Origin of the sequence: Streptomyces sp. XM83C, assembly GCF_023072675.1 — a bacterium.
Taxonomy (GTDB): domain Bacteria; phylum Actinomycetota; class Actinomycetes; order Streptomycetales; family Streptomycetaceae; genus Streptomyces; species Streptomyces thermocoprophilus.
The window spans coordinates 1-20,918 of record NZ_JALLGL010000094.1 but is presented as its reverse complement, the minus strand read 5'-3'; the positions used below and the strand labels follow the sequence as shown (position 1 = coordinate 20,918).

The window sequence follows — 20,918 nt, the reverse complement described above, 5'->3', positions numbered from 1 at the left end:
GCCCCCGCCGGCCCAGGGTCACGGCGTGTCCCCGCGTCCGCCCTTGCGGCGGCGGGCGAGGAGCAGGCCCCCGGCGCCGAGGCACGCCGCTGCGGTGAAGGCCGCCGCGGAGCCCCAGCCGGAGCCGTCCGGTTCATCCGTGTGGGCGACCGCCACGGCGTCGGCGGCGGAGACCGCCGTCGGCGTGGGTGTGGGTGTCGGAGTGGCCGCGGGGCCGGGCTGCGGGCGGGAGCGCAGCGCGTCCAGGGAGCCCACCGGGTCGACGCGCCCGGCTGCGGCGAACCCCCAGTCCAACAGGGCCCGTGCCTCCTCGTACACGGCGAAGGCGCCGCCCTCCTGAGGGTTCATCACGGTCACGACCAGGGTGCGCCCGCCGCGGTGTGCGGCGGCGATCAGCGTGTTGCCGGCGTTCGTCGTGTAGCCGTTCTTGATCCCGATCAGCCCCGGGTACGGTTCGACGCCGTCGGCGCCCGTCAGCAGCCGGTTGGTGTTCTGGATGCCGTACGTCCATCCGCCGCCGCCCGGGAACTGCGCCTCGACGGTCCGGCAGTAGCGTGCGAAGTCCGCGTTGTGCAGACCGGCCCGGCCGAACACAGCGAGGTCGAAGGCCGACGACACCTGGCCCGGCGTGTCGTACCCGTCGGGGGAGCGTACGTGGGTGTCGTGTGCGCCGAGGGCACGGGCCGTGGCCTGCATCCGCTCCGCGGTGGCCTCCCAGCCGCCGTCGAGCGAGGCGAGGACGTGCACGGCGTCGTTGCCGGAGTTGAGGAAGACGCCGCGCCACAGGTCCGCGATCCGGTACGTGTGCCCCTCGGCGACCCCGACGAGGCTGCTGCCGGGGCCGATGCCCTCCAGTTCCTCCGGGCGGACGGTGTGCTCCTGGCCGGCGGGCAGCGAGGGCAGCACGGTCAGCGCGAACAACGTCTTCAGGGTGCTGGCCGGCGGCAGCTTGCGGTGTGCGGCGTACGCGGCGAGGACGTCCCCGCTGTCGGCGTCGGCCACGACCCACGACAGGGCGGAGACGGAGGGAACGCGCGGAGCCCCGGCGCGCAGCCGTACCTGGACGCCGGGCCGGTACAGCAGCGACGCCTCGGGCAGGGCCGCACGGGGCCCGCCCGGCGTGGGCTCCGCCCCGCCCGCCGCGACCGGGCCCGCGCCCGCCACACCCCCGGACGCCGTGCCCCCGGCGGCCGAGGCTGCGGGCGGGAGCGCGAGGACGCCCGCGACGGACAGAGCGCACACCGACAGAAGCGTCCGGGAGGAAAATCCGTGGATCATATGAATCAACCTAGGAACTGACGCCCCGTCCGCCACCCGGCTGGGCCGAACGCCCCGCGCGAGCACCCGGATGCCGCACGCCGGCGCCTGCCCCCCGCCGGTTCCCGACCGTGCCACGCGCCGGAGGTGCCGTGCACCCGCAGATGAGACTGACCGCGATCACACTGGACTGCCCCGATCCCGTCCGGCTGGCGGAGTTCCACCGGCGGGCCACCGGCTGGGCGCCGCATCCCGCCTCCGGCAGCGCGTTCGCCGCACTGGGGGGTGAGGACGGTCCGGTCCTCGGCTTCCAGCGGGTCGAGGACCACCGTGCCCCGCAGTGGCCCGGACAGGGCGTGCCGCAGCAGATGCACCTCGACTTCGCCGTCCCCGACCTCGACGAGGTCGAGGAGCGGCTGCTCGCGCTGGGAGCCGCCAGGCCGGAGCCCCAGCCGGACGCCGCCCGCTTCCGCGTGCTGCTCGACCCGGCGGGCCACCCCTTATGCCTGACGCGTCGCTGACGGCCCCGTGGCCCGCGCAACCCGGCGGCACCCGCGGTGATCCTCGGCGCCGGTCCGGCCGTGTCCCGTGGCCCGCGCCATCCCGCGGCACCCCTCAGGACGCGGCCCGAGCGGCCTCCTCGGCGATCCGGTCGAACTGGGCGCCCATGGCCGCCGCCAGTGCCTGCGCCGCCGACAACGGCCGCACCATCACCATCAGTTCGGCGATCAGCCCGCTCTCGCCGACCCGCATGAAGTCGCACCCGGTCAGCTCACGCCCGTCCACTCGTGCCGTGAACACGAGTCCGTGGTCGCGGCCCTCCGCGCCGGTGAGCTCACGCTCGTACCGGAAATCCTCGAAGACACGGCTCACACCGCGCAGGATCGCGGCCGTGATGGCCTTGCCCCGGTACGGCTTGAAGGCGACCGGGCTGATGAACACGACGTCGTCGGCCAGGAGCGCCTCGACCCCGTCGAGATCACCCGCTTCCACCGCCTCGCGGAACGCGCGCATGCCCACCTCCATAGTCAATTAATTGAGTAGGTGCGGACGAGACTAGTGACCCGCTGGTAGCGTGTCCAGGGATGTTCGGTCCAGAAGGTCCCACCCTGCGTGAACTCACGGTGCAGGCGCTGTCGTCCGTCGAGCGCGGCTACGACCTGCTCGCCCCGAAGTTCGACCACACGCCGTTCCGCACCCCCGACTCCGTCCTGGACGCCGTCGCCGCCGCCCTGAAGGAGACCGGCCCGTACGACGACGGACTCGACCTGTGCTGCGGCACGGGCGCCGGCCTGGAGACGCTCGCCCGGGTGTGCCGGGACAGCGCCACGGGCGTCGACTTCAGCGCCGGCATGCTGTCCGTCGCCCGCACCCGCACCCCGGCCGCCGGGCCGCGCGTCGCGTGGGTGCGCGCGGACGCCCGGGCGCTGCCGTTCACGGCCGCCTTCGACCTGGTGGTGAGCTTCGGCGCGTTCGGGCACTTCCTGCCCCACGAACTGCCCGGCCTGTTCGCCCAGGTCCATCGTGTGCTGCGGCCCGGCGGACGGTTCGCGTTCCCGGTGCTCGCCCCGCCCCGCCCGACCGAGCCCGCCCACTGGATGCTGCTCGGCTTCGACGCCGTGATGCGGGTGCGCAACGCGCTGTGGCGCCCGCCGTTCGTCATGTACTACCGCGCGTTCCGCCTGCGCGATGTGACACGCGAACTGCAACGCGCCGGATTCCGGGTGGCGTTGCAGCCGCTGCCGGAGCTCGGCCGGCGCCGCGACGGCGGCCCCCGGGCACGCATGGTCGTCGCGCGACGGCCCGAGTGACCCCGGGGCGCACGGGCGCTGACGGGTGGTCTGAGCGACCGGGGCGCCCGCGCGGTCGGCCGGCCGGCGAACCGGCCTGGAGCTGCACAGGCGCTGACGGGCGGACGGCTCGCCGCCGGGACCCGCGTCGACACCTGCCCGGAGATCGCCGACGCCCAGGCCGACCGTCGGCGGTGCGCGGACCGTCGGCCTGCGCATCGGCGACCCACTGGACCTGCGGCTGCGTACCGTCGCCGCCGAGACCCGGGCGGCGGCACATGGCGGGCGACGCGGGGAGTCCCGTCGGGGCCGAAGACCTCAGCGCCTGGATCGCCCGGGAAGGCGCGGCCCAGGTGCTGCGGGCCTTCGTCCTGCGGCAGGCGCCGGACGCGGCGGTACGCGTCCCCCGGGAGCGGCTCTCCGCCCGCCGGCGCGACGAACTCGCCGTCGCCCCGGGGGAGTCTCAGCCGGCGGCGGGCAGTGTGAACTCGTAGACGAGGACGTCCTGCCCGGCGTCCACCACCAGGTCGGTGATCTCCAGCGGGCGGTCGTACTGGTCGTGGACCCGGCGTGTCACCCGCATCGACAGGGTGTCGTCGAGCGGGGCGATCGAATCGCGGTGATGCAGGGTCAGACCGGCCCTGCGCATCCAGTCGTAGACCCGCCACAACTGCGCCGACGCCGTCCCGTCGGCGCGATACCGGTAGCGGGTCAGCTCCTCCACCTCCGACAGGGCCACCGCGGAGAACGACGTGACCGCCGTGCGCCGGCCCCGCCCGTCGGCGGCGGTGGCCTCGTACCGGTGCACCAGCGTCCGCCGGTGCGGGGCCAGCCCCAGCGCCCGTGCGTGCTCCGGAGGCGGGGTCTCCCAGGTCACCGTCGCCCGGGCCGGACCGTCGGGGTCCGCGCCGTCCGAGCCGACCGGGAAGGTCAGCGCCGGGTGCTCCACCGGCGGCCCGGACAGCGTGGCATGGCTGCCGCGCCGGTCCGTGGTGACCAGTCCACGGCGCCGCAGCACCTCCAGCGCCTGCCGCACGGTCTCCCGGCTGACGCCGAAATGCTCGGCCAACTGCCGCTCACCCGGCAGCCGTTCGCCCGGCGGGATGGTCTCCTCCCGCAGCTCGCCGAGCAGCCGTGTCGCCACGCGCCAGTACAGCGGCCGGCCGGCGTGCGTCGGATCGCCGGGGGCGCCCTCGGGACGGCCGATGTCGAGGGCGTCGTCGGCGGCGAGGAACGCCGGCTCCCGGACCCGCCCCGGGCCGGGTGACCGCGAGGTGAGCGCCCGGCCCAGCGGGTGCGGGCCGGGAGCGTGCGGACGGTCGGGGGCGTGCGGGTGCCGTTCGCCGGCGTCCGGACGGTCGAGCGGGGTGGTGCGGGCCATGGCCGCGCCTCCTGTTGGTTACGTGCCGTATTCGTGCGGGTTCGGTGCGCCACCACATCTAGCATTGGTCTAAACCACTAGGGAAGGGCGGCCCCCTTATTCGGCTGAAATCGGACCGCCCACTCGGTCACTTCCGGGCCCGCCGGCACGCCCCGCACGAGCGGCTTCGCCCACGAACAGGCCCGCGGACCGCAAGCCCCGCGGTTCCTTTCCCATCGGCCGATACGCCCGCACCGGGAACGGGAAAGCGGGCATGTGCGCGGTGGGGCCGGGGTGAGGGGAGGAGGGCAGGCGGCCCCCGGGGACGCACCCAGGGGCGGCCGGTTCACCACTGGACGCGGGGCGTGCCCCGAGGGGCCGCCCGCGCCGGACGTGGCCGAAACGCGCGAGGCGGAGGCAGCGGTGTCGTACGAGCGGGGGACCGGATGACCGACGGCGGCGTGCGAGCGGCAGCGCCTGAGCGGCCGGCGGCGTCGTACGAGCGGCAGCGTCTGCGTGCCCGACGGCACCGTACGAGCGGGGGGCGCGGGACCGCCGACGGCGTGGTGCGAGCGGCGACGTGCGAGCGGCAGCGCCTGAGCGGCCGGCGGCGTCGTACGAGCGGCAGCGTCTGCGTGCCCGACGGCACCGTACGAGCGGGCGCGCGGGACGGCCGACGGCGTGGTGCGAGCGGCGGCGCCTGAGCGGCCGGCGGTGTCGTACGAGCGGCAGCGATCAGCCGGAGCGCGTCGCCGTCCGGAGCACGCCGCCTCCGCGCTCATCAGCGCCGCTCCGCGCCGGAACGGCCCGGTTCCGGCGCGGCTCCTCAGAGGTGGGCGCCGACCCAGCGCAGCTTGGCCGCCTCGTGGTGGGGGCCGCCGCCCTCGTGGTCGTTGAAGTCGTACACCTCGATCGTCTTGTCCTCGTGCGCCCATGCGTTGTAGGCGGCGAAGACGGTCGACGGCGGGCAGGTCTGGTCCTCCAGGGCGACGGAGAACAGGGACGGGGCCCGCCCGCGCGCCGCGAAGTGCACGCCGTCGAAGTACGACAGCGTGCGCAGCGCGTCCTCGGTCCGCCCGCGGTGCGTCTTGAGGTAGAGGCCGATCTCCCGGTACGGGTGCCGGTCGGTCAGGGTGGTCGCACGCGGGAAGTCGCACAGGAACGGCACGTCAGGGGCGACGGCCGCCAGATCCGGTACGAGGCCGCCGACGGCCAGGGTGATGCCGCCGCCCTGGCTGGAGCCGACGGCCACGGTGCGCGAGGCGTCGGTCAGCGGATGCGAGCGGGCCGCCTCGACCGCCCGGACGGCGTCGGTGAAGACCCGGCGGTAGTAGTAGTTCTCGGGAGCGTCGATGCCCCGCGTCATGAAGCCCGGGAACGCCGGTCCCGCGCCGTACGGGTCCGCGGTGGCCCCGCCGCCGCCCCAGACGCTGCCCTGGCCCCGCGTGTCCATCACGAAGTGCGCCCGGCCGGAGGACGCCCACAGCAGATGCTCGTGCGGCAGACCGCGCCCGCCGCCGTAGCCGACGAACTCCACGATCAGCGGCAGCGGTTCCTCGGCCCCGGCGGGCAGCAGCAGCCAGCCCTTCACCGGGTGGCCGCCGAACCCGGCGAAGGTCACGTCGTACACGCTGACCGTGGTCAGCCCGGCGTCGACCGGTTCGAAACGGGCGTCCAGATCGTGCTCGCGGGCCTCCTGGAGCGTCTTGGACCAGAACGCGTCGAAATCCTCCGGGGCGACGGAATCGCTCCGGTACTCGCGGAGTTCGTCGAGCGGAAGGTCGAACAGGGCCATGGAGACCGCCTTCGGAGGAGAGGACCAGCGAAACGATCACGACTGTACGTCGTGCCTGGGAGCGCTTTCCAGGCCCCGTCCGCACCGTGGAAGCATCCTGAGCTTCCCGGCAGAGAGCGCTTTCAGTCGATCGCCGCCCGGACCGGCACCCACATTGGTCGCCGGCACGCTCAGATCTCGCCCCTGCTGCGCCGCGTCCACAAAGGCTCGGTGAGCGCCCAGTCGCGGTCCCATTCGGCCATCCGGCGCCGCATCGCCACCCGGCGCACCACGGTGTGCCCCAGCAGCACCACCGCGACCGTGCCTCCCGCGCCGCACAGGCCCATGGTCAGCGTGTGCTGCCAGACACGCGTCCCGCCGTACGGCGGCGGCACGATCCGGCCGTGCTCGTCGAACCACACGTCGACCGTGTCACCGACCTGTGTCCCGGCGGGCACCCGGGCCCGCGCCGTGTGCGCAGGCCCGCCGCCCTCGGTCCAGCGCACGGTCACCGGGAACGTCCGCCGGGTGCCGCCCGCGTACGCGCTCACGTCGTCCTTCGTCCGCGTGACCACCACGGCCCGCACGGAATGCCGGTCCGCGCGCTCCCGCGCCGCGACGGCCCGCGCCTCGTCATGGGCCCACCAGGCGGTGGCGGCCCCGGCCGTGGGCGCGCCGAGGCCCAGCAGGACGGCGACGAGCAGTGCCGTCCAGGCCTCCACGACGTCCGACCGGCGCCGCAACGGGTTCTTCCGCCAGCGCCAGCCTCGCACCCGCGTTCGCATGTCGACCTCCTCGTCGTCACGCGTCGAGTGCCCACATGGACCAGGTACCCGTCCAGGACACACCCGTTCCGGGCCCCGCCACAAGCGGGGGCCGTCGCGGGGGCGCCGGGACGCGGCGCACGACGACAGGGGCGCCGCGTGCGAAGGCCCGCACCGGCCGCGGTCGCCGCCCGCCTCAGCCGTACCGCTCGATGCGGATGCGGTCCACCGGCTGACCGGCCTCGACCAGGAGCCGGGCGGCGTGCTCGGCGAAGGCGTTGGAGCCGCACACGTACGCCTCCCAGCCGCCCTCCGGCGCGTCCGCGACCACCGGCGCCACGTGTGCGGCCGACAGCCGCCCCACCGGCACCCCGTCGGGTGCGGCGCGCGTGAACACGGGCGTCGTCTCGGCGCCGTACTCCCGCGCGTAGATCAGCTGCTCCGGGCTGCGCGCGGACACCAGCAGCCGCAGCGGCACGTCCAGGCTTCGCGCCCGGTGGTGCCGCACCATCGACATCAGCGGCACGACCCCGGACCCGGCGCCCAGCAGCAGGGCCGGCCGGTCGCCCGGCCAGGCGAAGAAGCCGCTCACCGGGCCGCGCACCTCCACGGTGTCGCCGGGACGGGCCACGGTGTGGAACCAGCCCGACACCTCACCGTCCTCGACATGGTCCAGCGTCAGCTCGATGTGCCCGCTGTCGTCCGGCGCCGACGCGATCGAGTAGTGGCGCTGCGCGGTGTACCCGTCGGCCGCGGTCAGCCGCAGCGCCAGATGCTGCCCGGGCAGATGACCGGGCCAGCCCGGCACCGAGAACCGGAACGTGGCCGCTCGGGGCGTCTCGCGGCGGATCTCCGTCAGGGTCGCCGTCTGCCACACGGACGCCGCCGGCTCGTCCACGGCGATCCTGCCGGGCACGGCGAAACGCGTGGGGGGCGTGAAGGCCGCGGCCGAGGTCTGTGCCGTCGTCGCTGTCGTCATGTCGTGCGTCACGGTCTCAGTCACCGGAGTACCGCTGCTCCTCCCAGGGGTTGCCGCGCGCGTGGTAGCCGTTGCGTTCCCAGAAGCCCGGCTCGTCGTGGTCGAGGAGGCGCAGGCCCGCGATCCACTTGGCGCTCTTCCAGAAGTACAGGTGCGGCACGATCAGCCGCGCCGGGCCGCCGTGCTCGGCGGGCAGCGGACGGCCGTCGTACTCGAACGCGATCCACGCCCGCCCGCCGGTCAGGTCCGCCAGCGGCAGGTTCGTGGTGTAGCCGGTGTGGGACCAGGCGACGGCGTGCGTGGCCGACGGCAGCGGGCCCGCCTCGTCGAGGAACGCGTCCAGGGACACGCCCGAGAACCGCACCCCGAACTTCGACCAGCTCGTGACGCAGTGGATCGCGCCCTCGTACGCGGACGCGGGCAGCGCGTGCGCCTCGGCCCAGCCCCAGGAGCGGGGCCGCTCCACCAGCCCCTCGATCCGGAAGGTCCACTCCTGCGGCGCGATGTCCGGGGTGACCTCGGCGGACAGCACGGGCCAGTCGTCGCCCGCGTCGTACTGGCCGGGCGGCAGGCCGGGGTTCCGGACGCGAGGCCGTCCGGTGAATCCTCGGGTGACGTTCATTGTTCAACCGTAAAGGGTGCCGGGGGGTGCCCCTGACGCCGATCGTTGCGGCCGTATGAACATCACCGCGGTCCGGGAATACGCCCCGCCTCCTTCGGCTTGCCGCCGGTGACAGCGAAGGAGAGGGAGGAAGCACATGCCCAAGGCGTACGCCTTCACCCGGTACGGCGGTCCCGACACCGAGGCGCTCGTCGAACTGGACCGGCCGCGCCCCGGACCCGGCCGGCTGCTCGTCGCGGTGCGCGCGGCCGGCGTCAACCCCGTCGACTGGAAGATCCGCGGAGGACTGCGCCGCCCCGGTGAGACCGGTGAGCGCGACTTCCCGTCCGTCCTGGGCAGCGAGGTCGCGGGCGTCGTCGTGGAGACCGGCGAGGGCGTGACCGGGTTCGCCGTGGGCGACGAGGTCTTCGGCAACGCCCTGACCGGCGGCTACGCCGAGTACGCCGTCCTCTCGGACCGGCTGGCCGCGCACAAGCCCGCCGCGCTGTCCTTCACGGACGCCGCGACGCTGCCCGTCGCCGCGGCCACCGCCTACGACGGGGTGCGCCAGCTCGACCTGCCCTCCGGGGCCACCCTCGTCGTCGTGGGCGCCGGCGGCGGCGTCGGTGTCGCGGCCGTGCAGATCGCCCGCGCCTTCGGCCTGCGGACCGTCGGCGTGGCGAGCGAGGCCAAGAAGGACCTCGTGGAGACCTTCGGCGCCACCCATGTGGCATCCGGCCCCGGCTGGACCGAACGGGTGCGCGAGGCCGCCCCGGACGGCGTGGCCGGCCTCTACGACCTGGTCGGCGGTGAGGTGTTCCCCGAGGCGGCACAGCTCGTGGCCGACCGTACGAAACTGATCACGGCCGCAGCGCCCCCGGAGGAGGCCGCACGCCTCGGCGGGGCACGCGTCGCACGGCTGCGCACGGCCGCCGTGCTGCGGGCCGTCGCCGACCTCGTCGTCAGCGGCGACCTGGACCCGCACGTCACCCGCACCTACCCGCTGGAGCGGGCCGGTGAGGCACTGCGCCACGTCGAGGACGGCCACGCCCGCGGCAAGATCGTCATCGAGGTCGCCGCATGAGCGGACGGCACGTCCTGGACAACCCCGCCCTGGCCTCGCTGACCGGCCCGCACGCCCGCTTCGCCGAACGCCGCGGACGCGTCCTGCGCTACCCCGTCGACGTGTCGCCCTGGACGGCGCTGCCCGACGAACCGGACGCCGGCGACTGGGCCGACCTTGCGGCACTCGCCGGCCTCGGCAGCGAGGTGCCTCTGCCCGGCCACCGGGGCCCGGTCCCGGACGACTGGGAGATCACCGAGCGGATCGAGGGCGTGCAGTTCGTCGACGACGGCCTCGCCGCCGCCCCCGACCCCGAGGCGGTACGCCTCGGCCCCGCCGACGTCCCCGAGATGACCGAACTGGTGGCCCGCACCCGACCCGGCCCGTTCCTGCCGCGCACCGTCGAACTCGGCACCTAACTCGGCATCCGGCGCGAGGGCCGGCTCGTCGCCATGGCGGGGGAGCGGCTGCATCCGCCCGGCTGGACCGAGATCAGCGCCGTCTGCACCGACCCGTCCGTACGCGGCCAGGGCCTCGCCACGCGGCTGGTCCTCGCCGTCGCCCACGGCATCCGGGAACGCGGCGAGACCCCCTTCCTGCACACCGCCGCCGGCAACCACAACGCCATTCGCCTGTACGACTCCCTCGGGTTCCGCCTGCGCCGCAGGACGGTGTTCCTGACGGCCAGGGCGCCCGAGCGGGTGCGGGAGAGCCGGGTGACGGCGGTGTCCTGAGCCCCGGGCGCCGCCGTCCCCGCGCAGGAGGCCCGGTCAGCCCGTCGCGAGCTTGCTCAACTGGGCCTGCGTGCCGTTGAACCGGTCGTGGTCGCCGACCGTCGCACCGGTGGATGTGTACTGCCACATCGTGTGCGTGGCCCAGCCCGCGGGCAGCGTCCCCGGTGTCGAGGCGTACCGCGCGATCCACAGCGGATTGCTCGCGCCGAAGCCGGAGTAGTTGCCCGTGCACTGGGTCCACCACGACGTCGCCGTGTAGATGACCGCGGCACGCCCCGTACGGGCCTTGTAGCGGTCGAGGAAGTCGCGGATCCAGCTGACCATGCCGCTCTGCGACTTGCCGTAGCAGGCGTCGCCGTACGGGTTCCACTCGATGTCGAGCGCACCGGGCAGCGTCCTGCCGTCGCCGGACCAGCCGCCGCCACGGTCCACGAAGTAGTCGGCCTGGGTGGCGCCGCTGGTGGTGTCGGGAGTCGCGAAGTGGTAGGCGCCCCGGATCATGCCCGTGGTGTAGGAGCCGTTGTACTGCTGGGCGAAGTAGGGGTTGGTGTAGTAGGTCCCCTCGGTGGCTTTGGCGTACGCCCACCGGGTGCCGCTGTTCCACAGGGTCGCCCAGTCCACGTCACGCTGATAGCTCGCCACGTCCACGCCCTCGATCTGCGTGGCGCGGGCGGAGGGGAAGCGGTCGTCGTCGGTGCCCGAGACGCCGTCGTGCGCGCGCACGCCCATGCCCATGAAGGCACTGCCTCGCTCGGGTGTCACGGGGTCCGGCACGGGATGCGCCGCCGGGACGGTCAGGGTCAGCAGCAGGCCGGTCAGCGCGGTGGTGACGGCCGGACGAGGGCCACGGGGGCCGGATGCTCGACGGCCTCGAAGGCCGAAACGTATGGAAGATCGCACGGAGTCCATCCGACCCGCGCCCGCCCGTCACCGCACGCCGGACTACGCCCAACAGTGCACCCACACGTCCCGGTTGGGCCATGTGGGTGCAGGTGGGTCTCTGTCGATCAAGGCCGCCCGGCGTCCCCGGCCCCTGTTCTGGTTGAGCCGGAACAGGTTCGTGGGATCGTAGGCGTCCTTCACCCGGACCAGCCGTTCATGGACGTCCCCCGGATAGGAGGCCCGCACCGTGCCGGGCGAGGTCTCCCCGGTGAAGTTCACGTACGTCGTCCCCTGCCCATGGGCCGCGATCGTGTCGCGGGCCCCACGGGCCCAGGCGACGTGGGCGTCGAAGTCGGCGCTGTCGGGGGAGCGGGCGATGACGTTCACCAGGAGGCCGGGCGAGCGCTGGCTGAACGCCGTCGCGTCGGCGGGCATCCGGCCGAAGGCGCCCCCGAGCTGGTGCAGATGGATCTCGCTGAACGGCGTCGGTGTCGTCGTGTGCAGCTCCAGGGCCGTGTCGAAGACGCCGTCGGTCGGCTCGACGAAGGTGGAGGTGAAGTAGTTGTGGGCGCCGGCCGTCCACAGCGGGTCGAGCAGCTGCTGCATCGCGGTGTACGGCATGGGCTGCATGAGGTCGGCGATGGGCGTGCCCAGCGCCCGCAGCGGCGCGACAGCCTTCTCGCCGTCGGCCGCCTCACCCGCGTACATCCCGGCGACGACCACCACCCGCGTGCCGTGGACCTCCTCCGGCAGGAACGGCACCGGCGGCGCGGTCGTCAGATTGATCAGGGTGGTGAGATCGTCCGGCGCGTCCGCCACGGCGTCACGCCAGCCGGTGACCACCTGCCGCGCCTGCTCCAGCGGATAGACGATCAGACCGGACAGCACCTGCGGTCCCACCGGGTGCAGCTCGTACTCCAGAGAGGTGACCACACCGAAGTTGCCGCCGCCGCCGCGCAGCGCCCAGAACAGGTCGGCGTGCTCCTCGGCGTCGGCGTGGACGAGGCGGCCGTCGGCGGTGACGACGTCGGCCGCGGTGAGGTTGTCGCAGGCGAGGCCGTGCCGGCGCAGCAGCCAGCCCACACCGCCGCCCAGCGTGAACCCGCCGATACCGGTGGTGGAGACCAGCCCGCCCGTGGTGGCCAGACCGAACGCCTGCGTCTCATGGTCGAGATCCCCCCAGGTCGTGCCGGCCTGGGCGGTCACGCGCCGCTCCCGGGGCCGGACGTGGGCCGCCCTCATACCGGACAGGTCGATGACGATGCCGTCGTCGCACGTGGAGAAACCGGCGATGCTGTGCGCGCCGCCGCGCACGGCGACGAGCAGGTCCTGGCTGCGGGCGAACTCGACCGCCCGCAGCACGTCGGCGGTCCCGGCGCAGCGCACGACGAGAGCGGGATGCTTGTCGTGGGCGCCGTTCCAGACGGCGCGTGCCTGGTCGTACTCCGGGTCGCCGGGCCGGACGACGGTGCCGCGCAGCGCTGATTGCAGCTCGGCGACGGTGGCGTCCCCGAGGATTCCCTTTGCCGTGTCGATCGACATGATCGGCTCCCGTGGTGTGTGAGTGTGCCCCGACGCTCGAGGACACTAGGGGCGGGCACTTAGCACTCACTCAGCAGCAGATTTGCGTTCTTTGCCGCCGACGGCAGCGCACGGCGCAGCGCCGCCCGCCCACGCACGTCACCGAGGCGTACGAACAGATCCTCGGCGTGAGCCGCCGCCTTGCCCGCCGCGTCCGTGTCGCCGGCCTCGGACAGCGAGCGGGCGAGCATCAGCGCGACCCAGCCTGCGGCGGGCGGTGAGCCGGGGACATGCTCGAGCTGCTGGGCCCGCACCAGCAGCTCGCGTGCCTGTACGGCCTGACCGCGGGCGCGGGCGACGAGCGCGAGGTGCAGCAGGCTGTTGACGATGCCGGGTATGTCACCGGTGTCCTCGAACCCGGCCCGGACCCGGGTGATCGTGTCCTGCGCCCTGTCGAGATCACCGCCCGCGAGCCGCAGCAGGCCCAGACAACCGAGGGACATGCCCTCCTCCCGGCGGTCACCGAGCTGCCGCCTGAGCGACAGGGCCGCTTCCAGGAAGCCGCGTGCGCGGTCGTGGTCGCCGCGGTCGCGGTGGATGTTGCCGAGGAGATTGAGCGCGAGGGACGCACCGTGGGGGTCGTCCAGGGCGCGGAAGCGGCCGAGGCTCTCCTCGGCGGCGGTGACAGCGGCGTCCTCGTCGGGGACGGCGCCGGTGAGGCTGCCGCCGGTGGCGGTGGCAAGGGTGAGGGCTTCGGCGGCGGACACGGTGTCCGCGCCGCCGGTGGCCGGAGGCCCGCCGTCGGTGGTCGGTGGCCCGCCGTCACCGGCGGTCGGGCGGCGGTCGCCGGTGGTCGGGCCGAGGTCGTCTTCGCGCAGCGCCCACGCGAGGTTGGCCAGCGCGTAGCCCTGTGCCCGGGTCCTGCCGACGGCACGGCCCGCCAGCACCGTCTCCTCGAAGAAGATCGACACCGCGCCCGCCGCGTCCTCCCGCAGCGCGTACCCCGGGGTGAAGACGGGAAAGAACGGCGGGCTGTCGACCGGCACCTCCTCCAGCAGCCGCAGACACCGACGGCAGGCCGCGCGGGCCACCGCGTACTCGCCCCGGCACAGCGCCCACACACCCTCCAGATGCGCGGTGATCGCGAGCGCAAGAGGGTCCTCGGCATGCCGGGCCAGGGAACCGGCCAGGTCGAGGGCGGCCCTCGCACGGTCCCCGACGCCGCGCATCCACAGCAGGGCCGCCTGCTGACAGCGGGCGAACGCGGCCGTGGCGGCATCCGGCTGCCCCCGTTGCCGGTGGATGCGGATGATCCGCTCGGCGATGTCCTCCAGCTCCGAACCGTCGCCCAGCCGTATCGCCAGCACGGCGCGCGCCATCAGCGCCCGGGCGCGCTCCGGTGTGGGGTCGGGGGCCGCGGCCAGGGCGGCGTCCAGCCAGTGCCGCCCCTCGGCGAGACGACCGCGCTCGGGCCAGAACGACCGCAGAGCCACCGCCAGCCGCAGCGCCCGGTCCGGCTCGTGCCGCAGCAGCGACCGCAGGGCGGCGCGCAGGTTGCCGTAGTCGGCCGCCAACACCGAGGAGGCCGCCCCGGACACGCCGGTGGGCGGTTCCTGGTCCTGGGCGAGGGCGAGCGCGAGGTAGAAGTGCCGGTGCCGTGCCTCCGTCCCGGCCGACTCCCCGGCGGCACGCAGCCGGTCCATGGCGAACTGGCGGATCGTCTCCAGCAGCCGGTAGCGGACCTCGTCCCGGTGATGCTCCACCCACACCAGGGACTTGTCGACCAGCCGGCCCAGAAGATCGAGCACGGCAGGTCCACGCGGCTCCGACCGCGCCGAGTCGTGCGGTCCGGCGGCGGGCCAGGCACCCGGGGGCGTGGCAAGGGCGGCTCCCGCCGCCTCCCCGCACACTTCCTCGGCCGCGGCCAGCGAGAAGCTGCCCGCGAACGCGGCGAGCCGGCGCAGCAGCCGACGCTCGTCGTCGTCGAGGAGGCGGTGGCTCCACTCCAGGGTGCCCAGCAGCGTCTCCTGGCGGGTGACGCCGCGTCGGCTGCCCCGGCCGAGCAGGGACAGCGCGTCGTCCAGGCGTTCGGCGATCTGTTGCGGGGCGAGGACGCGTACCCGCGCGGCGGCCAGTTCCAGCGCGAGGGGCATCCCGTCGAGCCGGTAGCAGATCTGTGCGACGGCGGCGGCGTTCTCGGCGGTGAGCCGGAACCCCGGTGCCGCGTCCGCGGCCCGTTCCACGAACAGCCGTACGGAGGCGTAACGGCCCAGCTCGTCCACGGAGGGCAGCCGGTGCGGGTCGGGCAGGCTCAGCGACGGCACACGGAAGGTCCGCTCCCCGTACGACCGCAGCGCTTCACGGCTGGTGGCGAGGACGAGCACGCCGGGGCAGTGCGCGATGATCCGGGAGGCGAGGGCCGCGCACGCGTCGATGAGGTGCTCGCAGTTGTCCAGGACGAGCAGCATCTCCCGCTCTCCGAGCTGGGCGATCAGCGCGTCCCGGCTTGCGCCGCGCGGAGCGAGCTGCAGGTCCAGCGCGCTCGCGACCGCGGCGGCAACGAGATCCGCCTCCGCCAGACCGGCGAGGTCCACGAAGTACGCCCCGTCCCGCCAGTCGGCGGCCCGGCGGGCGGCGACGGCCAGGGCGAGCCGGGTCTTGCCGCAGCCCCCGGCACCGGTGAGGGTGAGCAGACCGCTGCGCCCGAGCATCTGCTCCACCTCGGTCGTCTCCCGCTCCCGCCCGATGAGCGGCGTGGCGGGTATCGGCAGCCGCCCCCGGGACGGCGCCTTCCCGGCGCGGCCTTTCCGCCCCGGGACTTCCGGCGCGGCAGCGGGGCGCGGCTGCTCCGGGTCGACAGACCCGGCCAGCAGCTCCCGGTACAGGCGGCGCGTGGCGGGATCGGGATCGAAACCGCCCTGTCCGCGCAGCGCGCCGCGCAGAGCCTCGTAGACGGAAAGGGCCTCCCTGCGCTGCCCGGCCGCGGCCAGGGCCCGCATCAGCGCCCGGCAAGCCGGCTCGTGCAGAGGATCGTCACCGACCAGACGCCGCAGGACCTCGACGGCCTCCCCGGTACGGCCCTCCCGCCGGAGCGCCTCACCGAGCCCGAGGCGCAGCCTCGCCCGCTGCACGGACAGTGCCCGGGCGGCTTCGCTCACCCAAAGCCTCGTAACGGTCCTCCGGCAGCAGCTCCGCCTCGCCCAGCGCCAGCGCGGCGCGGTAGTCGGCGGGCTTGCGACTGCCGAACGCCCGCCGGGCGGCCTCCTCGAAGTCGTCGAGATCGACCCGGACGACGCCCCCGGGGCCGAGGAGCACCAGCTCGTCGCGGAGCAGCACCACGGCGTCACCCGGCGCCCCGGCCGCACTCAGCGCCCGCCGCAGGGCATGCAGCACCTGATGCAGGTTGTTGGCCGCCGCCGCCCGCTCATGATCCGGCCACAGCACGTCGTAGAGCTGGTCGCGATGCATCCGGTGGCCAGGGGACAGGCAGAGCAGCTTCAGCACGGTACGGGCCTTGCGCAGCCGCCAGGCACCAGCCGGCACCGGCCGGCCGGCCACCGTTACGCCGAAGCCGCCGAGGAGCCGAATCCGCACCTGGTCCGTCATGACTGCCTCACGAGCAGGCTACCGCCGCCCACCGGAGGCGCACAGGTGACAGAACGGGCGGTGGCCGGCGTCCCTCGACATCGACCAAGTACGTCTGTCACGAGTGCGGTGGTGGATCGGGTGGTGCCCCAGGACGTCCCCTCGTCCTCGACGAGGTCGAACCGTCACCCGGGCAGCGCGGCGCGCAGGCCGCGCTGCCCTCGGCCGGCGGACCCTGGGATAAGGTGGCCGTCCGCACGTGGAAGGCCCGCGTCGGGAGATCCGGGAGGTGAGACCCATCAACGCTGTGACCGACCGGGTGCCCTCCTCCCCGTCCGCCACCGTCCGGCACGTCGGCGGCGGGTGACGAGGAAGCGCCCTCCGTCCACCGGAAGGCCCTGGCAGTCATGCCCACCGTCCCCTCCGCATCACCCGTCCCCGCCGGCGAGTTCGCCCGCGTCGTCGGCGCTCTGCGCGCCGCCGGCTGTGTCTTCGCCGAGGACGAGGCGCGGCTCATTCTCGACACCGCCCGTACGCCCGGCGAGGTCGGCGTCATGGTCGAACGCCGTGCGGCGGGGCTGCCGCTCGAGCACGTTCTCGGCTGGGCCGAGTTCCACGGCCTGCGCGTCCATGTCGAGCCCGGCGTGTTCGTGCCGCGTCGGCGTACCGAGTTCCTCGTCGATCAGGCGCTCGCCCGTGTCCCGCACGCCCGGGTCGTCGTCGACCTGTGCTGCGGTTCCGGCGCGGTCGGCGCCGCGCTGGCCGCCGCCCTCGGCGAGGTCGAGCTGCATGCCGCCGACATCGACCCCGTCGCCGTGCGTTGCGCCCGGCGCAATATCGCGCCGTACGGGGGACAGGCGTATGCCGGGGATCTGTTCGCGGCGCTGCCGGGCCGGCTGCGGGGGAGGGTCGGGATCCTCGCGGCGAACGTGCCGTACGTGCCCAGTGGCGAGGTGGCGTTGCTGCCCGCCGAGGCGCGCGAACACGAGCCGTTGACCGCCCTCGACGGTGGGGCCGACGGACTCGGGACACTGCGTCGGGTCGCCGCCGGTGCGCCCGGCTGGCTCGCGCCCGGCGGCTGCCTGGTGGTGGAGACCGGCGCACGGCAGACCCGGGCGGCGGTGGAGGCTTTCGCCCGCGCGGGGCTTGCCGTGGACACCGCCGAGAGCGAGGAACTCTCCGCTCACGTGATCGTGGGGACGAAGGGAATGAAAGGGGCGAAGGCGGCGAAGGCGGCGAAGCTGTCGGATCGACGGTCGACGACTCCGCCGCCGTGATCCGGCCGCGGTGCGTCGTGGGGCCTCAGGTGGCCGTTCCGCTTCCGCTCCGGGTCGGCTGCGTGCGGTCGTCCGACGGGCCGTCGCCCCGGCCGTGCGGGCCGCGGAGGCGCGGGCCGTCGTCGTGCCGCCCTCGCAGGTCCTCCTTGAGGCGGTCCAAATCGTCCTTCAGGTCGTCCTTGAAGCGGTGCAGCCGGTCCTCGAGGTCGTCCGGGTCCCCCGCGATCACATGCGACGCGGTCCGGGTGTCGTCGCCCGTGCGGGTGCCCACCACGACGACCTTGTCGTCCTTCTGAAGCGACCCCGGGCCCGAGCCGTCCGACGCGTCGTCGTCCGAATCCGGGTCGGAGCCGGTGAAGCGGTGGACCGCGCTGTCCTCGTCCACCGTCCATGTCCACGACGTGTCGTCGTCGCTGCGGACGGTGACCTGGTCCCCGTCGACCTTCTCGACGGTGCCGCGCTGCCAGGTCCTGACCACCCAGTCGCCCGAGTCCGGGTCCTTCACCGTCGCCTCGCCGTGCACCCCCGGGCCGCCCCGACCGAACCGACCGTCCCGGTGGTCGTGCTTCCTGTCCGTGTCCGGGGACGACGACGAGGACGCGGTCGCCGAGGGCGTACCCGAACCGTCGGAGGTCGCCGCGTACGCGGCCGTGCCGCCCACCGCCAGGACGGCCACCGTGGTCGCGGCGACCACCGCCCGGCCGCGCCGCGAGCCGCGGCGCCACATCTGCGCGGGGGGCCTGCGCCCGGGCCGCTCCTCTCCCGGTCCGCCGAGCACCTCGGGTCGCGACCCGTCCCACGGGCCCGTCCCGTTCTCCCGCTCCGGATCGTGCATCACGGCTCACTCCCTCGCTCACGCCGTCCGGCGGCCGGAACCGCCACTGCGGTGATGCTGCGATTGTCGGACGACACCGGTAAGAATCCGGTAACGGCATCCTGTGAACGCGTACGGCATCCCAGGACTCCTACGGCACCGCACGGGCCCGCGCGATCAGAAGCGCCACGTCGTCATGGTTGTCGGGGTGGTGCAGTGTGCGCAGCAGCAGATCGCAGAGCTCCTCCAGGGGCCGGTCGGGACCGTCCAGCAGCGTCAGCAGTGTGTCGAGGCGTTCGTCGAGCGAGTGCCGGCGCGTCTCGACCAGGCCGTCGGTGTAGAACACCAGCTGGTCGCCGGGCGCGATGTCCACGGTCGTCGTGGAGAACGCCACGCCGCCCACGCCCAGCGGCGCCCCCGAGGGCACCTCCAGCAGCTCGGGCGGGCACCCGGCGCGCACCCGGGCGGGTGGCAGATGACCGGCGTTGGCGATGACGCACCGGCCCAGCCTCGGGTCGTGCACGGCGTACACGCAGGTCGCGATGGCCTCGTCGAGGCCGGCGGTGATCCGGTCGAGGTGCTCCATGAGCACCGCCGGGTCGAGGTCGAGCGAGGCCAGCGTGTTCGTGGCCGTGCGCAGGCGGCCCATCGCGGCGGCGGCGTCGATGCCGCTGCCCATCACGTCCCCCACCACCAGCGCCGTCTTGCCGCCGTCCAGCGGGATGACGTCGAACCAGTCGCCGCCGACCTCGCTGGTGGCGCCCGCCGGCTGATAGCGGGAGGCCACCTCCAGGCCGCCGGTGACCGGCGGATGGCTGGGCAGCAGACTGCGCTGAAGGGTGAGGGCGGCGTTGCGGGCGCTCTGGTACCAGCGGGCGTTGTCGATCTGCACCGCCGCGCGTGCCGCCAGCTCCCGGGCCAGCAGCAGATCGTCCCGGCCGAACGGCAGCGCGTTGTGCGTCCGCTTCAGGTCGAGGGCGCCCAGCACCTCGCCGCGGGCGATCAGCGGTACGGCGAGATACGAGTGGACGCCCGCCCGGGCCAGCAGCTCCGCGGCCTCCGGTGAGCGCGCGATGCGCGGCAGGTCCTCCGGCCGCACGTGCGCGATCATCACGGGGCGTCCCGTACGGACGCACTCGGTGACCAGCCGGTCGGGGCCGTACCGGGCGATCCTGCCCGGCGGGTCGGCCGCGTCCAGCGCCTCCGGGTCGGCCTCCGCCTGCACCGCGAGCGCGCGGATCATCGCGCCCTCCGCCGGCCCGAACGTGCTGACGCGGCCTTTCACCACCGCTTCCAGCAGATCGACGGCGGCCACGTCGGCCAGCTCGGGCACGGCGACGTCGGCCAGTTCGTGCGCGGTGCGCTCCAGCTCAAGGGTGGTGCCGATCCGGGTGGAGGCGTCCGCGATCAGGGCGAGACGCCGGCGTGCCGCCTCGGCCTCCACACTCGCCCGGTACTGGTCGGTGATGTCCGCGACCGAGGCCGCCACGCCGATCACCGTGCCCGCCGTGTCCTCCAGCCGGTACAAGGAGACCGACCAGGCGTGCTCCTCGTCCGGGTCGGCGGGCGTACGGCCCACCGCCGGCTGGTCGAGGAGCGGCAGGCCGGTCTCCAGAACCTGCCGCAGGGCCGACTCCAGCGCCTCGGCGTCCATGTCGGGCAGCACCTCGCGCACCGTGCGGCCCACATGGTCCTCGGCCGGCACCCCGTTGATCCGTTCCAGGGCCGCGTTGACCGACACATAGCGCAGGTCCGTGTCGAGCACGGCCAGCCCCATCGGGGACTGCGCCACCAGCCGGGTGGACAGCGCCACGTCACGCTCCACGCGGTGCAGCATCGAGGCGTCGGCGGCGAGACCGAGGGCGTACACATCGCCCCGGGCGTCCAGCAGGCGCATGTTGCGGAACTCCACCAGCCGCGTCGAGCCGTTCTTGTGCCGTACGGGGAACGCGCCGGCCCAGCTCTGGCCGGTCTCCATCACATCGGCGAACAGCTTCACGACCAGGTCCACATGCTGCTCGTGGACCATGATCCGGGCGGCGAACTTCCCCAGCGCCTCCTGCGCCGTCCAGCCGAACAGCTCCTCCGCCTGCGGGCTCCACAGCACGACCCGCCCGTCGGCGCCGAGCACCACGGAGGCCACATTCAGCACATCGAGCAGGCCGGTGGGGCGCACCGCACCGCGCGGCGGGCCGCCGTCGTCGGCGGCCGGGGACCCGGCTGCACTCATCCCACGCACCGCCTCGCCTCCGCGTGTCCGCGCGGCACGTCTTCCCCCGTGCCGACTGCCCGTCTCGTGGCGCGCACAACCTCACTCCTACGCCACCTGAACCCACCTCCACCATCTCTCAACACGGCCGGAAACGTACGCCCGACGCACACCGGAAGGAACAGGTCCGACACGAGAAGCGGTACGACGCCCCGGCCGGCCGCCCGCGGTGGCCCGCCTCCCGCGACCGTACGGCTGCTGCCCCCGGCCGAGTCACGCAGGCGAGGCCCTGTCTCTTTTAACCATTT

Annotated in this window: 18 protein-coding genes and 1 pseudogene; 6 read left to right on the top strand and 13 right to left on the bottom strand. The window is 74.2% G+C overall.

What is annotated here, in order from left to right; genetic code table 11:
• Positions 1 to 18: 18 nt before the first annotated feature.
• Positions 19 to 1,278, bottom strand: coding sequence for a D-alanyl-D-alanine carboxypeptidase family protein (locus MTQ10_RS13340; RefSeq protein ID WP_247466674.1), 1,260 nt, complete (start codon positions 1,276 to 1,278; stop codon positions 19 to 21).
• A 143-nt stretch (positions 1,279 to 1,421) separates the two neighbouring features.
• Here MTQ10_RS13340 and MTQ10_RS13335 point away from each other — a divergent pair, with 143 nt between their 5' ends.
• Positions 1,422 to 1,778, top strand: a complete 357-nt coding sequence (locus tag MTQ10_RS13335; protein WP_247466671.1) for a VOC family protein — start codon at positions 1,422 to 1,424, stop codon at positions 1,776 to 1,778.
• A gap of 94 nt (positions 1,779 to 1,872) precedes the next feature.
• Here MTQ10_RS13335 and MTQ10_RS13330 read toward each other — a convergent pair whose 3' ends face one another.
• Complete coding sequence (locus MTQ10_RS13330; RefSeq protein ID WP_247466670.1) at positions 1,873 to 2,271, bottom strand: nuclear transport factor 2 family protein; 399 nt, start codon at positions 2,269 to 2,271, stop codon at positions 1,873 to 1,875.
• Positions 2,272 to 2,342: 71 nt separating this feature from the next.
• On the opposite strand from MTQ10_RS13330, the gene MTQ10_RS13325 reads away from it, so the two are divergent.
• A complete protein-coding gene (locus MTQ10_RS13325) occupies positions 2,343 to 3,068 on the top strand; it encodes a class I SAM-dependent methyltransferase (protein WP_247466667.1) in 726 nt (241 codons plus the stop codon).
• 257 nt (positions 3,069 to 3,325) lie between these two features.
• Positions 3,326 to 3,541: a hypothetical protein gene (locus MTQ10_RS13320; RefSeq protein ID WP_247466664.1), complete on the top strand. Its 216-nt coding sequence runs from the start codon at positions 3,326 to 3,328 to the stop codon at positions 3,539 to 3,541.
• Here MTQ10_RS13320 and MTQ10_RS13315 read toward each other — a convergent pair.
• The 5 genes from MTQ10_RS13315 to MTQ10_RS13295 all read right to left on the bottom strand — a co-directional run bounded on the left by MTQ10_RS13315 (position 3,511) and on the right by MTQ10_RS13295 (position 8,546).
• Positions 3,511 to 4,428, bottom strand: a complete 918-nt coding sequence (locus tag MTQ10_RS13315; RefSeq protein ID WP_247466661.1) for a GntR family transcriptional regulator — start codon at positions 4,426 to 4,428, stop codon at positions 3,511 to 3,513. The two genes, MTQ10_RS13320 and MTQ10_RS13315, sit on opposite strands and share 31 nt — an antisense overlap.
• Positions 4,429 to 5,233: 805 nt before the next feature.
• Positions 5,234 to 6,202 (bottom strand): acetylxylan esterase, encoded by a 969-nt coding sequence (locus MTQ10_RS13310; RefSeq protein ID WP_247466658.1) that lies wholly within the window; start codon positions 6,200 to 6,202, stop codon positions 5,234 to 5,236.
• Positions 6,203 to 6,372: 170 nt separating this feature from the next.
• Positions 6,373 to 6,966: an Rv1733c family protein gene (locus MTQ10_RS13305; protein WP_247466656.1), complete on the bottom strand. Its 594-nt coding sequence runs from the start codon at positions 6,964 to 6,966 to the stop codon at positions 6,373 to 6,375.
• Positions 6,967 to 7,141: 175 nt separating this feature from the next.
• On the bottom strand, positions 7,142 to 7,924 hold the full coding sequence (locus MTQ10_RS13300) for a ferredoxin reductase (RefSeq protein WP_247466676.1): 783 nt from the start codon (positions 7,922 to 7,924) through the stop codon (positions 7,142 to 7,144).
• A gap of 16 nt (positions 7,925 to 7,940) precedes the next feature.
• Positions 7,941 to 8,546: a sulfite oxidase-like oxidoreductase gene (locus tag MTQ10_RS13295; RefSeq protein ID WP_247466654.1), complete on the bottom strand. Its 606-nt coding sequence runs from the start codon at positions 8,544 to 8,546 to the stop codon at positions 7,941 to 7,943.
• A gap of 136 nt (positions 8,547 to 8,682) precedes the next feature.
• Between MTQ10_RS13295 and MTQ10_RS13290 the strand changes: the two genes are divergently transcribed.
• Positions 8,683 to 9,609 (top strand): NADP-dependent oxidoreductase, encoded by a 927-nt coding sequence (locus MTQ10_RS13290; protein WP_247466651.1) that lies wholly within the window; start codon positions 8,683 to 8,685, stop codon positions 9,607 to 9,609.
• Positions 9,606 to 10,322 (top strand): annotated as a pseudogene (locus MTQ10_RS13285) (GNAT family N-acetyltransferase). Before MTQ10_RS13290 ends, MTQ10_RS13285 begins: the two are co-directional and overlap by 4 nt.
• A gap of 36 nt (positions 10,323 to 10,358) precedes the next feature.
• Here the strand turns inward: MTQ10_RS13285 and MTQ10_RS13280 are convergent.
• From MTQ10_RS13280 to MTQ10_RS13265, 4 genes are read right to left on the bottom strand one after another with little or no spacing between them, the layout of a single operon-like run.
• On the bottom strand, positions 10,359 to 11,231 hold the full coding sequence (locus tag MTQ10_RS13280; protein ID WP_247466649.1) for a lysozyme: 873 nt from the start codon (positions 11,229 to 11,231) through the stop codon (positions 10,359 to 10,361).
• Positions 11,232 to 11,264: 33 nt separating this feature from the next.
• Positions 11,265 to 12,746 carry an FAD-binding oxidoreductase gene (locus MTQ10_RS13275; protein ID WP_247466646.1) on the bottom strand — a complete coding sequence of 494 codons (1,482 nt, stop codon included), beginning with the start codon at positions 12,744 to 12,746 and terminating at the stop codon, positions 11,265 to 11,267.
• 59 nt (positions 12,747 to 12,805) lie between these two features.
• Positions 12,806 to 15,883 carry an ATP-binding protein gene (locus MTQ10_RS13270; RefSeq protein ID WP_247466644.1) on the bottom strand — a complete coding sequence of 1,026 codons (3,078 nt, stop codon included), beginning with the start codon at positions 15,881 to 15,883 and terminating at the stop codon, positions 12,806 to 12,808.
• Positions 15,822 to 16,331, bottom strand: a complete 510-nt coding sequence (locus MTQ10_RS13265) for an AfsR/SARP family transcriptional regulator (protein ID WP_247466625.1) — start codon at positions 16,329 to 16,331, stop codon at positions 15,822 to 15,824. The genes MTQ10_RS13270 and MTQ10_RS13265 overlap by 62 nt, the downstream gene beginning before the upstream one ends.
• Before the next feature lie 386 nt (positions 16,332 to 16,717).
• Here MTQ10_RS13265 and MTQ10_RS13260 point away from each other — a divergent pair, with 386 nt between their 5' ends.
• Positions 16,718 to 17,587: a putative protein N(5)-glutamine methyltransferase gene (locus MTQ10_RS13260; protein WP_247466620.1), complete on the top strand. Its 870-nt coding sequence runs from the start codon at positions 16,718 to 16,720 to the stop codon at positions 17,585 to 17,587.
• Positions 17,588 to 17,612: 25 nt separating this feature from the next.
• Here MTQ10_RS13260 and MTQ10_RS13255 read toward each other — a convergent pair whose 3' ends face one another.
• The gene (locus tag MTQ10_RS13255; protein WP_374117602.1) at positions 17,613 to 18,422 is read right to left on the bottom strand and encodes a hypothetical protein; all 810 of its coding nucleotides are present in this window, start codon (positions 18,420 to 18,422) and stop codon (positions 17,613 to 17,615) included.
• A 130-nt stretch (positions 18,423 to 18,552) separates the two neighbouring features.
• The gene (locus tag MTQ10_RS13250) at positions 18,553 to 20,631 is read right to left on the bottom strand and encodes a SpoIIE family protein phosphatase (protein WP_247466614.1); all 2,079 of its coding nucleotides are present in this window, start codon (positions 20,629 to 20,631) and stop codon (positions 18,553 to 18,555) included.
• Positions 20,632 to 20,918: the final 287 nt, after the last annotated feature.

Bases quoted from the DNA above. Each gene is read 5' to 3' on its own strand.
- MTQ10_RS13315 (WP_247466661.1), bottom strand. From the start codon at position 4,428: ATGGCCCGCACCACCCCGCTCGACCGTCCGGACGCCGGCGAACGGCAC.
- MTQ10_RS13320 (WP_247466664.1), top strand. From the start codon at position 3,326: ATGGCGGGCGACGCGGGGAGTCCCGTCGGGGCCGAAGACCTCAGCGCC.
- MTQ10_RS13330 (WP_247466670.1), bottom strand. From the start codon at position 2,271: ATGCGCGCGTTCCGCGAGGCGGTGGAAGCGGGTGATCTCGACGGGGTC.
- MTQ10_RS13335 (WP_247466671.1), top strand. From the start codon at position 1,422: ATGAGACTGACCGCGATCACACTGGACTGCCCCGATCCCGTCCGGCTG.
- MTQ10_RS13255 (WP_374117602.1), bottom strand. From the start codon at position 18,422: ATGCACGATCCGGAGCGGGAGAACGGGACGGGCCCGTGGGACGGGTCG.
- MTQ10_RS13325 (WP_247466667.1), top strand. From the start codon at position 2,343: ATGTTCGGTCCAGAAGGTCCCACCCTGCGTGAACTCACGGTGCAGGCG.
- MTQ10_RS13340 (WP_247466674.1), bottom strand. From the start codon at position 1,278: ATGATCCACGGATTTTCCTCCCGGACGCTTCTGTCGGTGTGCGCTCTG.
- MTQ10_RS13305 (WP_247466656.1), bottom strand. From the start codon at position 6,966: ATGCGAACGCGGGTGCGAGGCTGGCGCTGGCGGAAGAACCCGTTGCGG.
- MTQ10_RS13275 (WP_247466646.1), bottom strand. From the start codon at position 12,746: ATGTCGATCGACACGGCAAAGGGAATCCTCGGGGACGCCACCGTCGCC.
- MTQ10_RS13295 (WP_247466654.1), bottom strand. From the start codon at position 8,546: ATGAACGTCACCCGAGGATTCACCGGACGGCCTCGCGTCCGGAACCCC.
- MTQ10_RS13290 (WP_247466651.1), top strand. From the start codon at position 8,683: ATGCCCAAGGCGTACGCCTTCACCCGGTACGGCGGTCCCGACACCGAG.
- MTQ10_RS13260 (WP_247466620.1), top strand. From the start codon at position 16,718: ATGCCCACCGTCCCCTCCGCATCACCCGTCCCCGCCGGCGAGTTCGCC.
- MTQ10_RS13310 (WP_247466658.1), bottom strand. From the start codon at position 6,202: ATGGCCCTGTTCGACCTTCCGCTCGACGAACTCCGCGAGTACCGGAGC.
- MTQ10_RS13300 (WP_247466676.1), bottom strand. From the start codon at position 7,924: ATGACGACAGCGACGACGGCACAGACCTCGGCCGCGGCCTTCACGCCC.
- MTQ10_RS13280 (WP_247466649.1), bottom strand. From the start codon at position 11,231: ATGGACTCCGTGCGATCTTCCATACGTTTCGGCCTTCGAGGCCGTCGA.
- MTQ10_RS13250 (WP_247466614.1), bottom strand. From the start codon at position 20,631: ATGAGTGCAGCCGGGTCCCCGGCCGCCGACGACGGCGGCCCGCCGCGC.
- MTQ10_RS13265 (WP_247466625.1), bottom strand. From the start codon at position 16,331: ATGACGGACCAGGTGCGGATTCGGCTCCTCGGCGGCTTCGGCGTAACG.